Origin of the sequence: Pseudoxanthomonas sp. SL93, from assembly GCF_026625825.1 — a bacterium.
Taxonomy (GTDB): Bacteria; Pseudomonadota; Gammaproteobacteria; order Xanthomonadales; family Xanthomonadaceae; genus Pseudoxanthomonas_A.
On record NZ_CP113065.1, the window covers coordinates 2801811 to 2814594 of the forward strand.

A 12784-nucleotide genomic window follows, 5' to 3' on the forward strand; every position below is an offset into this window, starting at 1 on the left:
TCATCGGCCGGCCGCCTGCACGTCGAACTGATCGCTGACGCGCAGGTCGGCGCTGGACGCGCCCACCCGCACCTCGTAACGCCCCGGTGCCACGGCGTAGGCCTTGCGGGCTTCGTCATAGCGCCGCAGAGCGGCATCGGCCGCGAGCACGAACGACACCGTGCGCCGCTCGCCCGGCTTCAGGTGGATGCGCTGGAAACCGCGCAGTTCCTGCTGCGCCCCGCCCGGCGTGTTCTGCAATGGACGCACGTACAGCTGCACGACCTCCTCGCCGGCACGGGTGCCGGTGTTGGCCACCTGTACCTGCACGGTCATGCTCCCATCGGGCGCCACGACACGCTTGTCCAGCTGCAGGTCGCTGTAGTCGAACCGCGTGTAGGACAGGCCATGGCCGAACGGGTACAGCGGCGTGCCGCGGAAGTAGCGGTACGTCCGGCCCTCCATCGCATAGTCGTCGAACGCCGGCATGGTTTCGTCCGCCTTGTAGAACGTAACCGGCAGGCGGCCAGCGGGGTTCGTGTCGCCGAACAGCGCGTCCGCCACGGCGGTTCCGCCACGCTGCCCGGGATACCAGCTCATCAGGATCGCGGGCAGGTTCGCCTGCGGCCAGTCCACGGCGAGCGCGGAGCCGCCGGTCAGCACCAGCACCACCGGCTTGCCGGTGGCATGCAGCGCTTCCAGCAATGCGCGCTGCGGCGACGGCAGGCGCATGTCGGTACGGTCGCCCCCGGCGAACCCGGGATAGTTGACCGTCATTTCCTCGCCTTCCACGTCGCCGGTCAGACCACCGACGAACACCACCACGTCCGCCTTGCGTGCCACGTCCAGCGCTTCCTCGAACGGCGGCTTCGCACCTGGCATGCGCCAGGCCAGGCGCACGCCCGCATCGCGCTCGGCGTCGTAATACTCCAGGCGCAGGTCGTAGGCTCGGCCCGCCTGCAGGTCCAGTTCCACGCCGTCGCTGCGCAGGCGGTCGCTGTTCGTCCAGCGGTCGAGCACGCGCTTGCCGTCCACGTACAGGCGGTAGCCGTCGTCCGCGGCCGCTTCGATCCGGTAGCGGCCGGATACCGGCGGCAACAGCTGGCCACTCCAGCGGATGCTGAACCCATCGTTCGGAATGCCCTGCCCCGGCGCCGCCTCGCCGCGCGCCAGCAGGTTGTCGGTCGGCGAACCGCGATCCCAACGGAAGCCGATCTGCGCATCGGTGCGCACCAGAGCCGGCGTGCCGGAGAGATCCGGCGTGCGGAAGTATTCGCCGCGCAGGCCGCGCTCCGGGGAGCCGGCCGACGGCCGCAGGAAGGCGGCTTCGATCAGCGGGGTGGCCGCCGGATCGTCGCGCCCTTCCACCAGGTCCACGCCGCGCGCGTACGTCACCTCGATGCCCTTCGCGGCGTCACGGATGCCCTGCAGCACGGTCACGGGTGCGGCCGGCGTACCGTAGTAGTTGCCGAGCAGCGCCATGGTGTCGTCGGCGGTCGGGCCGATCACCGCGATGCGCTTGAGGGTGCGTGGCAACGGCAGGGTGCCGTCGTTCTTCAGCAGCACCAGTGACGCCTGTGCCGCTTTCAGCGCCAGCGCATCATTCGCCGGGGCCTGGTTGGTCGAGTAAGGAATGCGCGCCCAGCGCACGCGTTCCGGCGGGTCGAACATGCCCAGCCGCATCCGCGCCGCGAACAGCCGCGTTACCGCATCGTCGATCTCGGCTTCGCTGATCAGTCCCTGGCGCACCGCGGCGGGCAGCGTGGCGTATTCCTCGCCGCACTCCAGTTCGGTGCCGTTCTTGACCGCCAGCGCCGCGGCCTCCTCGCGGGTGGCGACGATCTTGTGGTTCTTCCAGATGTCCACGATCGCCCAGCAGTCGGATACCACGTATCCCTTGAATCCCCAGTCGCGACGCAGGATGTCGCGCAGCAGGAAGCGGCTGGCGCTGGCCGATTCGCCGTAGACGCGGTTGTAGGCGCCCATCACCGCGTCCACGTCGCCTTCCTTCACCAGTGTCTCGAAGGCAGGCAGGTAGGTGTCGTACAGATCGCGCTGGCTCGGGCGCGCATCGAAGTGATGGCGGTCGGCCTCGGGACCACTGTGCACGGCGAAGTGCTTGGCGGTGGCATCCAGCTTGCGATAGGTCGGGTCGTCGCCCTGCAGGCCGCGTACGAACGCCACCCCCATGCGCGCGGTCAGGTACGGATCCTCGCCGTAGGTTTCCTGGCCGCGACCCCAGCGCGGGTCGCGGAAGATGTTGATGTTCGGCGACCAGAAGGTGAGTCCCTGATAGCGGCCATGCGAGCCGTCGCGCACGAACTGGTGATGCTTGGCGCGTGCCTCGTCGCTGATGGTGGTGGCGACTTCGCCCATCAGCGGCACGTCGAACGTCGCGGCCAGGCCGATGGCCTGCGGGAACACCGTCGCCTGGCCCGCGCGCGCCACGCCGTGCAGCGCTTCGTTCCACCAGTCGTAGGCAGGCACGCCCAGGCGATCGATGGCAGGCGCGGCGTTCTGCATCTGCGCCGCTTTTTCTTCCAGCGTCATCTGCCCGACCAGCGCGGCCGCGCGTGCCTCGAAGCTCTTCGACGTATCGAGCCAGGGCTTTGCATCCGCTGCCCATCCGGGCCGCGCCACCAGCGCGAAGACACACAGCGCCAGCGCACGCAGGCCGGGGCGGGCACGCCGGTAGGCAGGAAGGGGACGGCTCACGGTCTTCATCATTCGCTCCTCAAGGGACGTTCATCGCGTGCATAAGGGCCCAGCAGCGTGCCGACGAAACCGCCGGCGCGATCGGTGCTCAACACGGTGCCATCGACATCGCGCGCCAGCGATTGCCAGCCCCGGCCATCGCCGGTGTCGAACGCGAAGCCGTAGGCACCTTCATCGCCTTCGATCTTCAGCCGCAGCGTGTCGCTGCCCTCGACCTCGCGCGTGGCGAGTGCGCGCGTGGTGCCGCCACCGTCGCGGCCTTCAAGGAAGATGGCCACGCGCCCATCGGCCGCGGGCCGCACGCCGAGGAAATACCAGTACGCCTCGCTCTGGAAGGCGGCCAGGCCCGCGGCGATACCGTGCGCGGGCCGCGTCATCGCCGTGCTGGCCTCGAAGCGCAGGTGCTGCTGGCGGCGGCCGAGGAACGCCGGGTTGCGCAGCGTCTCCAGGCCTTCCGGCAGCGGATGCACGGCGAGCGCACCAGGGCGCGCGGCCAGGTCGGCCCATGCCTGCTTGGGCACGCGCACGCGCAGCCACTCGGGCCGCAGCGTGGTGCCGTCGAATTCGTCGCGATGCACGAAGTTGCCGGTGAAGGGCGCCTGCGTGGCCTCCCCGCGCATCCATGCAGGCGCGGCGGCGGTGTAGGGGATGGTCTGCCCCGCCGGCAGGATCACCGGCCAGCCATCGCGCCACTGCACCGGCAGCAGATAGGTTTCGCGCCCGGTGTTGTAGTGGCGCTGCTGGTAGTTGCGGCTGGCCAGGAACACCGCCCACCACGTCCCGTCGGGGCCTTCGACCAGATCGGCGTGGCCGGCATTGGTGATCGGCAGGCGCCGATCCGGCGGCAGGTCGCGCTGGGTCAGGATCGGATTGCCTTCATACGGCGCATACGGTCCCCAGACATCGCGGCTGCGCAGTACCACCTGCGAATGCTGCGGCCCCGTGCCGCCTTCGGCATCGGACAGGTAGTACCAGCCGTCGCGCTTGTAGATGTGCGGCCCTTCGATCCAGATCGGATTCTTCTCGGGTTCCACGCCACCATCGATCAGCACCTTGCGCGGGCCGATCGGCTGGAAGCGGGCGATGTCGATCTGTTGCATCCAGATGGCGCGGTGGCCGTCATAACGCGCCGGTCCGGGCGGCTCGTCGTTGTTGAGCAGATAGACCTTGCCATCGGTGTCGAAGAACAGCGACGGGTCGATGCCCCCGATGGTCGGCAGCCAGTGCGGGTCGGACCACGGGCCCGCCGGATCACGGGCGGTGGCGATGAAGTTGCCACCGCTGTCCGTGGCCGTGGTCACCAGGTAGAACATGCCGTCGTGGAATTCGATGGCGGGCGCGAAGATGCCCCGCGACACGCTCAGGCCGTCGAAGTCCAGCTGCGAGGGGCGGTCGATGACATTGCCGATCTGCTTCCAGTGCACCAGGTCCGTGCTCTCGAACACCGGGATGCCCGGGAAGAAGGTGAAGCTGGAATTGACCAGGTAGAACTTGCCGTTCGCGCTGACGATGCTGGGGTCGGCATGGAAACCGGCCAGGATGGGATTGCGGTAGTGGCCGGACGGCAGCGGCGGTTCGAATGCCACGTCGCGACCGGTGTATTCGAACCAGTCGAAGTAGACCGGCGGCGCCTGCTCCTTCGACTGGGCGTTGCCGGTGGCCGTCAGCAGCAGCAGCGCGGCGGCCAGCACACCACGTGCGGCGTTGCGGGTTGCACCCCGCCCATCGGCGTGTCGGCGGTCGTCCTGGTGGCGACGCAGGGAGAACAGCTTCATCGGGGCACCTCGACGGCAGGGAGGGAAAGTTCGAAGGGACCGGCCGGCAACCCGGCGGTGTCGCGAAGCGTGCAGACCGGGCCATCCGCCCAGCAGTAGCGCACGTACATGGCGTTGGCGGCGCGCGGGCCGCGCAGCACGACGTATCGCCCGTCAAGGGCCGCATCCGCGTAGTCGCAGCGCTTCGCTGCATCGCAAAGCTCGAAGCCGATGGGGCCGTTCGCGCCCGTCGTCAGCAGGGCGCCGGTGACATCGTCGAACGCCACCCTCACGCCATCCGGCGTGCGCGCGGCGTCGCGTGCGGTCGGGCCGGTCGGTGGCAGCGCACGCTCGCCGAAGATGGTGTGGCGCGCCACGCGTGCGAGGCGGCGACCGAGTTCCTGCTTGTTCGGCGGATGGATGTCGTAGGCGTCACCGATGTCGATGGCGACCACCAGCCCGGAGTGCGGATCTTCCGCGACGACACGCCGCTGCGCCTCGCGCACCTGCGCCCAGCCACTTTCCACCGGCGCCGACGGCGGCATGCCATAGCCGGCCAGCTGCACCACCAGCCACGGCACCTGCGCGCCGAAACGCTGCCGCCAGTCCTCGCGCAGCACACGCAGCCGCGCGGCATAGGCAGCGCCGTCGCCGGTGTTGGATTCGCCCTGGTACCAGAGCATGCCGCGCAGGCCGGCATGCCCGAGTGGCGCGATCATCCCGTTGTACAACGTCGACAGGCCGGCCGCCGCCTGCCAGGGCGCACGCGGCGGCTCGTCGGCGCCGGGCTCGGGCCGGTAGCGCCAGGGGTTGTCCAGCACGACGCGTGAGCCATCGTCGAAGGTCAGCGCGTGTGCACTGGCCGGACCGGCCAGCCCGCCGTCGCGATAGGTGTCCAGCACATTGACCACGACCGTGTTGATGCCCGCCTTCAACAGTCCGGACGGCAGCGGATAACGACGCGGCTCACCGGCGCCGTAGCGGCTGCCCACGGCGGTACCGTTCACCCAGGTCATGTCGGTCTCGTCCGCGGGCCCGAGCTCCAGCGTTGCGCCACGGGCCACCTGCGCCGCCGTCAACGTCACCTGCGTGCGATACCACACCATGCCGTTGTAGTCCTCGAGCGCCGGTACGCCCCAGCGCTCCCATGCGCCCAGCGTTGTGGGCGCCGTGCGCCAGCCGGTGTCGCGCACATCCGCACGCCAGGGGGCGTCGCCCCTGGCACCTTCGCGCGTGGTCCACCAGCGCTCCCAGTGACCTCCCCATCGCGCGAGCGCGGCAGGTGTATCCGTGGCGTAGAGCGCCAGCACGTCGAGCGCTTCATCGCTTTCCCCACCGGCACGCAGTGCGGTGGCGCTGGTCCAGGCTTCGATCCGCGAGCCGCCCCAGGCCGCCTGGATCAGGCCCATCGGCACATCGAGCGTCTTCTGCAGTTCCCGTGCGAAGTAGAAACAGGCGGCGGAGAAATCCCGCGCCGAATCCGGCGACGCCACCTGCCAGCGGGCATCGCCCTGGAAGCGGGACTGCGGCGTGACGGCACCTGCCTGCGGCACCGTGAACAGCCGGATCCGTGGATGTGCCGCGGATGCGATCTCCGAGCTGGCATCCAGCGCCCGCCAGACCGGCAACTCCATGTTCGACTGCCCGGCGCAAAGCCAGACGTCGCCCACGTACACGTCGCGCACCGTCTGCACGCCCGTGCCGGCTTCCACCACCAGATCGTAGGGTCCGCCGGCGGCGCGTGCCGGCAGTGTCGCTTCCCAGGTGCCATCGGCCGCCGCACGCGCACGCGCTTTCGTGCCGTCCAGCATCACGCTGACGTCTTCAGCCGGCCGGGCGTGGCCCCAGACGCGGATGGCGGCGTCGCGCTGCAGCACCATGTGGTCCTGGAACAACGCATGCAGCAGCTCGTCTTCGGATTCCCCGGCATGGGCGACGGGTGCACCCATCACCAGCATGGCGACTGCCAGCACGAACCCGGTGATGCAGGGTGCCTTCATCGGCCGTCCCCCGGGGCATGCGGGAACTGCAGCGCTTCGTAATACGCCAACGGGTGCGGCGGCGGCGCCTGGCCCTCCGGCAGCGGGCGGCGCGCGAACGTCTGGAAGTACGCGATGCTGGCGTCACGCCACCACTGCGCTTCCTTTTCCTGGATGCCCAGGAAGGCCGCCACCTGCGCGTGCCGCGGCGCATCGACATGCGACGACACCCCGCCCCACGTGGACCGCATGCCGCGCACGTAGTCCACGCCGCGGGCGTAGCGCATCACCAGTTCGTCCCACAACGGCCGGCCCGATGCCATCGGATGATCCCAGGGCACGTGGTGGAACCACAGGAGGAATTCCTCCGGCACGCGTGCGACATCGCCGAACTGGCGCGCCACCGGCGGGAAATACTGCGCCAGCGCGTTGCTCCCCGTGGCGGAACGGTCGAAGCCGATGCCGTCCTGGTCGGCCCGGTGGTAGTACACCGATGTCCAGTCGGCGCGCGGACCGCCCTGCACCCACGGGCCCGGACCGTAGTGATGACCGCGTCCCATCAGGTGGTGCAGGCCCAGCGGCGTCATGTAGTCCACGGCGGCCTGGCGCGAGCCCATCATCATCTCCACGACGGGTGCCACCAGGCGATCGTCGTTGGCGAAGGTCATGCGTACCCACTCATCGGCGATGCCCCGCGCGGTCAGAGACGGATTCCAGGCAAGCCGGCCGTACACGTACCAGTTGGCCTGGTCGAAGTGCGACCCGCTCCAGTTGCGGTCCGCGCCGATGTTCGCCACGCCGGCCATGCCGCTGAGCGCGTGCCCCTCGAGCGTGCCGTCGATGACCTTCCTGACCGTGGAGCCCGTGCCACGCGCATGCGTATCCGCGGCGAGTACCTCTTCGTACATCGGACCCAGGTAGACCAGATGGGTGGCGAAGCCGAGGTATTCCTTGGTGATCTGCAGTTCCAGCATGAGCGGCGTACGCGGCATGGCGCCGAACAGCGGATGGAACGGCTCGCGCGGCTGGAAATCGACGGGGCCGTTCTTCACCTGGACCAGGACGTTGTCGCGGAACTTGCCGTCGTGGGGCACGAATTCCGTATACGCCTGCTTGGCGCGATCGTCGGGTTCCTCATGCGAGTAGACGAACGCACGCCACATCACCGTGCCACCGTGCGGTGCCAGCGCCTCCGCCAGCATGTTCGCCCCATCGACGTGGGTTCTTCCGTAGTCCTGTGGACCCGGCTGGCCTTCGGAATTCGCCTTCACCAGGAAGCCGCCGAAATCCGGAATCGCGCGGTAGATCTCGTCGGCCTTGTCCTTCCACCAGCGCCGCACGGCCGGGTCCAGCGGGTCGGCCGTCTGCAGTCCCCCGATCTCCATCGGCGCGCTGAAGCGGGCGCTCAGGTAGACGCGGATGCCGTACGGACGCAACACGGATGCCAGCGCCCGGGTCTTGTCCAGGTACATGGGCGTCAGGCTCAGTGCATGCGAGTTGACGTTGTTGAGCACCGTGCCGTTGATGCCGAGTGATGCATTGGCACGGGCGTAGTCGGTGTAACGCGGATCCAGGTAGTCCGGCAACGCATGCCAGTCCCAGATCGAAGCACCGGCGTAGCCGCGTTCGACGTACCCGTCGAGATTGTCCCAATGGTTCAGTACGCGCAGTTTCACCCGCGGCGATTCGCGCACGTCCAGCGCATCGATCGCCTGCCCCGTCTGCAGCAGGCGAAGGAAATGGAAGCTTCCGTAGAGCACGCCGACATCCGTGTTGGCCGTGATCACCGTGGCTGCCTGGCCATCCACGCGTACGCTGCGGATCAGGTAGCCCTCGTTTCCCAGCGGGCGGGTGTCCAGCCGCAGGCGGGCCACGACCGGAGAAGAAGCGGCGGTGCCCGCCACCACCGCCCCCTCGCGCGTGATCGCCGCCACGGCCTCCGGTGCACGCCCGGTCAGGCCCGCCAGGCCACGCAGCAGCTCCGCATGCGCGGCGGCCAGCGTGGCGGACGGCGCCGGCATCACCAGCTGCGTGGTGCGTGAGCGGTAGTGCTCCACCGATGCGGGTGCGGCGGGGGCGTAGCGCAACCAGAGGTCGTAGCCGTCCTCTGCCCGCGCGCCGGCTGCCTGCATGCACAGCAGACCACCCAGCACCAGCATGTGGAGGCCGCGCACGAAGGCGCGCCCCTCGTCGCCCCGCCGGGTTGGCGATACCATGAGGCGTGACAGGAAAGCGGGCCAGCGCGCGGATTTCATGAGCGCCCCTGCGCGGGCCGCTGCCCGGCGGCGCGGTCATGGGCCGACCGCCTTCCGTCCCCTGAAAGGAAAGCGTTTTGGAAAAACCGACAAGAGCCGTGCGACGCAAGAGCCGCGGCATCACCATCGACGAAGTGGCCGCACTCGCGGGCGTTTCCCCGATGACCGTGTCGCGCGTGATCAACGGCAAGGCCAAGGTCAAGGATGCGACCCGCGAACGGGTCATGCGGGCCGTCCGCAAGCTTGGCTACACGCCCAACCTGGCCGCCAGTTCGCTGGCGGCCGCGCAGCACACCCGCATCGCGCTGATCTATACCAATCCCACCGGCGCCTATCTTCGCGAGTTGCTGCTCGGCCTGCTGCGCGTGGCTTCGCGCACGACCATCCAGCTGGTGAGCGAATACTGGGACGAACTGGATGCCGAGTCCGAGCGCAGGGCGGCGCGCGAACTGGCCAAGCGTGTCGATGGCGTCATCCTGCCACCACCCCTGTGCGAATCCCGTGCGGCGGTGAGCGAACTGGTACGGGCCGGCGTCCCGGTGGTCGCCATCGCGTCGGGACGATTCAGCGACGAGATTTCCTGCGTTCGCATCGACGACTTCCGCGCGGGCAAGGAGATGGCCGAGCACCTCATCGAGCACGGCCATACCCACATCGGATTCATCAAGGGACGGTCCGACCTCAGCGCCAGCGCGCGCCGCTTCGAAGGCTTCCAGGCCGCCCTGCACGAAGCGGGACTGGCGCTGGAACCCGGCCTGGTGCAGCCCGGCGACTACACGTATCGCGCGGGGCTGAAGGCCGCGGAAAAGCTGCTTTCGCTGCGCAGGATGCCCAGCGCCATCATCGCCAGCAACGACGACATGGCGGCCGCCGTCATCTCGGTGGCGCACCGGCGTGGACTGGATGTGCCGCGTGATCTGTCGGTGGTGGGATTCGATGACACTTCCGCCGCCACGACGGTATGGCCGGAACTCACCACCATCCACCAGCCGATCGCGTCGATGGCCAACGACGCCATCGATGTCCTGCTGCGCAGCATCCGCCGTCACGACGGCACGACCCGCGTGCTCGCCGACCATGTGGCGGCGCACCGCCTGGTCGTGCGCGATTCGGTCTCGGTTCCGCCCAGGGCCAGGCGCCGCTGAAACGCCACGGGCCCGCCCTGCGGATAGCGCGACAAGACGATCGGGGTAGCGCGCCACGGAAGGCATGCTCCAGTCCTAGCCTTCCATCTGCTCGAGTTCCTTGCCCTTCGTCTCGTAGACGAACCGCAACACGAAGAAGACGGAGATGACGGCCGCCACCGTATAGATGCCATAGGCACCGGCCAGGCCGATGCTCGCCAGCAGGATGGGAAAGGTCACGGTGATGGCGAAGTTCGACGTCCACTGGGCGGCGCCCGCCACCGCCAGGCCCGAGCCGCGGATCTGGTTGGGGAACATCTCGCCCAGCATCACCCACATCACCGGGCCCCACGACATGTTGAAGAAGATCACGTAGACGTTGGCCGCCACCAGCGCCAGCAGCCCCATGGTGTCGGACAGCGCCAGCTTGCCGCCGGCATCAAGCGAGGCGCTGGCGAACGCAGCGCTGACCAGCCCCAGCGAAACGGCCATGCCTACCGAACCGATCCACAGCAGCGGCTTGCGGCCGATGCGGTCGATCAACACCAGCGCGATCAGGCAGGCCCCGATGCTCAACGCCCCTGACAACACGTTGATCAGTAGTGCGTCGTTCTCGGAGAAGCCTACGGCCTGCCACAACACGGCGCCGTAGTAGAACACCACGTTGATGCCGACCAGCTGCTGGAAGGTCGCCAGGCCGATGCCGATCCAGACGATCGGGCGGATCTTGCCGGTGGCCTTGTTGATGAGGTCCGACAACTTCGGACGATGCTGGTCCGCCGACAGCGAGGCTTCGATCTCACCCAGCTTGGTGGCCGCTTCGGTCGCGCCGTACAGCCGGGTCAGCACTTCCCGGGCGGCGGCGGTGCGTCCCTTCACCACCAGGTAGCGCGGGCTTTCCGGGATGAACAGCAACAGCAGCAGGAACACCGCCGACGGAACGGCCTGCATCCAGAACATCCACCGCCACGCTGCATGGCCCAGCCATAGCGCCTCGGTCGACGCACCGGCCGCCTTGGCAAGCAGGTAGTTGGAGAGGAATGCGCAGAACAATCCGCTGATGATGGCGATCTGCTGCACCGTCGCCAGCCGGCCGCGATAGCGCGCCGATGCCACTTCGGCGATATAGGCCGGCGACATGACGCTGGCCGCACCGACCGCGAAGCCGCCCAGCACGCGCGCAGCGATGAACACCAGCGAGCTGTGCGCCGCACCGGCACCGATGGCCGACAGCAGGAACAGCACCGCCGAAATGATCAGCACCGCACGACGGCCCCAGCGGTCCGCCAGCCGGCCCGCGAAGAACGCACCCACCGCGCAGCCCAGCAGCATCGAAGCAACCTCGAAACCGATGCCGGCCGAACTGGACTGGAAGGTCTGTTTCAGACCGTCCACGGTGCCATTGATCACACCACTGTCGAAGCCGAACAGGAAGCCACCGATGGTGGCCACGCAGCTGATCAGGATGATGAAGCGGGTGTTTTCGCCACTGGCGATCTTGCCACCCTCAAGCGTGGTGCTGTTCATTCGTTGCGCCCCTCCAGGCTTCGAATCGATCTGCTGCCCATGCCTCCGCCCGAACCACGCGGGCGGAAGCCGTCATCACGCGCTCAGCGCAGCAGGTACTGGTTGAGCAGGTTCTCGTAGCGTTCCTGCTTGCCGCTGATCTGCTTCGGTTCGCCCTGGCCGGCCGCCAGCGCGGCCAGATCGGCCAGGCCCAGCGTGCCGTTCTCGAAATCCTTGCCCTTGCCGCTGTCGAAGCTGGCGTAGCGTTCCTTGCGCCACTGTTCCCACGGCGACTCGGTCAGCAGCGCATGGGCGACTTCAAGGCCGCGCGCGAACGCGTCCATGCCGCCGATGTGGGCGATGAACAGGTCTTCCAGGTCGGTCGATTCGCGGCGCACCTTGGCATCGAAGTTCAGGCCACCCTCCAGCCCGCCCTGGCGCAGCACGACAAGCATGGCGCCCGCGGTGTCGTACAAGTCAGTGGGGAACTGGTCGGTGTCCCAGCCGTTCTGCGCATTGCCGCGGTTGGCGTCGATGCTGCCCAGCAGGCCATGGTCGCTGGCCACCTGCAGGTCGTGTTCGAACGTGTGTCCGGACAGCGTGGCGTGGTTGGCTTCGATGTTGAGCTTGAAATCCTTCTCCAGCCCGTGCTCTTTCAGGAAGCCGGCCACGGTGGCGCTGTCGAAGTCGTACTGGTGCTTCATCGGCTCCATCGGCTTGGGCTCGATCAGGAAGTTGCCCTTCAGGCCGATGCTGCGGCCGTAGTCGCGCGCCATGGTCAGGAAGCGTGCGAAGTGCGCGACCTCGCGCTTCATGTCGGTGTTGACCAGCGAGGCATAGCCCTCACGACCACCCCAGAACACGTAGTGCTCGCCGCCCAGTTCGACCGTGGCCTCCAGCGCGGCCTTTACCTGCACCGCGGCGCGGGCGACCACGGCGAAGTCCGGATTGGTCGATGCACCGTTCATGTAGCGCGGATGCGAGAACAGGTTGGCCGTGCCCCACAGCAGCTTGATGCCGGTGGCGTCCTGGCGGGCTTTGGCCAGGGCGGTCATGTGCTTGAGGTTCTTCTGGTACTGGCCGATGTCCTCGGCATCCGGGGCCAGGTCGATGTCGTGGAAGCACCAGTAGGGCACGCCCAGCTTGGTGAAGAACTCGAACGCGGCATCGACCTTGGCTTCGGCCGTGGCCATCGGCGAACCGGCTTCCCACGGGAAGTGGCGCGTGCCCGGGCCGAAGGGATCGTGGCCGGCGTTGCAGAAGGTGTGCCAGTAGCAGACCGCGAAGCGCAGGTGCTCCTGCATGGTCTTGCCGCCGATCTTCTTCTGCGCGTCGTAGACCTTGAATGCCAGCGGATTGTCCGAGCCGCGGCCTTCGAACGGGATGCGGCCGATGCCGGGGAAGTATTCTTTGTTGCCGACGAAATGCTGGGCGCTCATGGCAGTCTCTTCAGTGGTATTGGGTTGCTGGAA

The 12784-nt window shown here is 68.1% G+C and carries 7 protein-coding genes; 1 reads left to right on the forward strand and 6 read right to left on the reverse strand.

Features of this window, described 5'->3' with window-relative positions; genetic code table 11:
* From OVA13_RS13250 to OVA13_RS13265, 4 genes are read right to left on the reverse strand one after another with little or no spacing between them, the layout of a single operon-like run.
* Positions 1-2706 (reverse strand): glycoside hydrolase family 3 protein, encoded by a 2706-nt coding sequence (locus tag OVA13_RS13250; protein WP_267790936.1) that lies wholly within the window; start codon positions 2704-2706, stop codon positions 1-3.
* Positions 2703-4469: a glycoside hydrolase family 43 protein gene (locus tag OVA13_RS13255; protein ID WP_267790937.1), complete on the reverse strand. Its 1767-nt coding sequence runs from the start codon at positions 4467-4469 to the stop codon at positions 2703-2705. Before OVA13_RS13255 ends, OVA13_RS13250 begins: the two co-directional genes overlap by 4 nt.
* Complete coding sequence (locus tag OVA13_RS13260) at positions 4466-6406, reverse strand: sialate O-acetylesterase (RefSeq protein ID WP_267793534.1); 1941 nt, start codon at positions 6404-6406, stop codon at positions 4466-4468. The genes OVA13_RS13255 and OVA13_RS13260 overlap by 4 nt, the downstream gene beginning before the upstream one ends.
* A gap of 38 nt (positions 6407-6444) precedes the next feature.
* Positions 6445-8586 carry an alpha-glucuronidase family glycosyl hydrolase gene (locus OVA13_RS13265; protein ID WP_267793535.1) on the reverse strand — a complete coding sequence of 714 codons (2142 nt, stop codon included), beginning with the start codon at positions 8584-8586 and terminating at the stop codon, positions 6445-6447.
* A 173-nt stretch (positions 8587-8759) separates the two neighbouring features.
* Between OVA13_RS13265 and OVA13_RS13270 the strand changes: the two genes are divergently transcribed.
* Positions 8760-9827: a LacI family DNA-binding transcriptional regulator gene (locus OVA13_RS13270; protein WP_267790938.1), complete on the forward strand. Its 1068-nt coding sequence runs from the start codon at positions 8760-8762 to the stop codon at positions 9825-9827.
* A gap of 75 nt (positions 9828-9902) precedes the next feature.
* Here the strand turns inward: OVA13_RS13270 and OVA13_RS13275 are convergent, their stop codons facing one another.
* Both OVA13_RS13275 and xylA read right to left on the reverse strand, forming a co-directional pair.
* Complete coding sequence (locus OVA13_RS13275; RefSeq protein ID WP_267790939.1) at positions 9903-11333, reverse strand: sugar porter family MFS transporter; 1431 nt, start codon at positions 11331-11333, stop codon at positions 9903-9905.
* Between the two features lie 83 nt (positions 11334-11416).
* Positions 11417-12751, reverse strand: a complete 1335-nt coding sequence (gene xylA, locus OVA13_RS13280) for a xylose isomerase (RefSeq protein ID WP_267790940.1) — start codon at positions 12749-12751, stop codon at positions 11417-11419.
* Positions 12752-12784 lie beyond the last annotated feature (33 nt).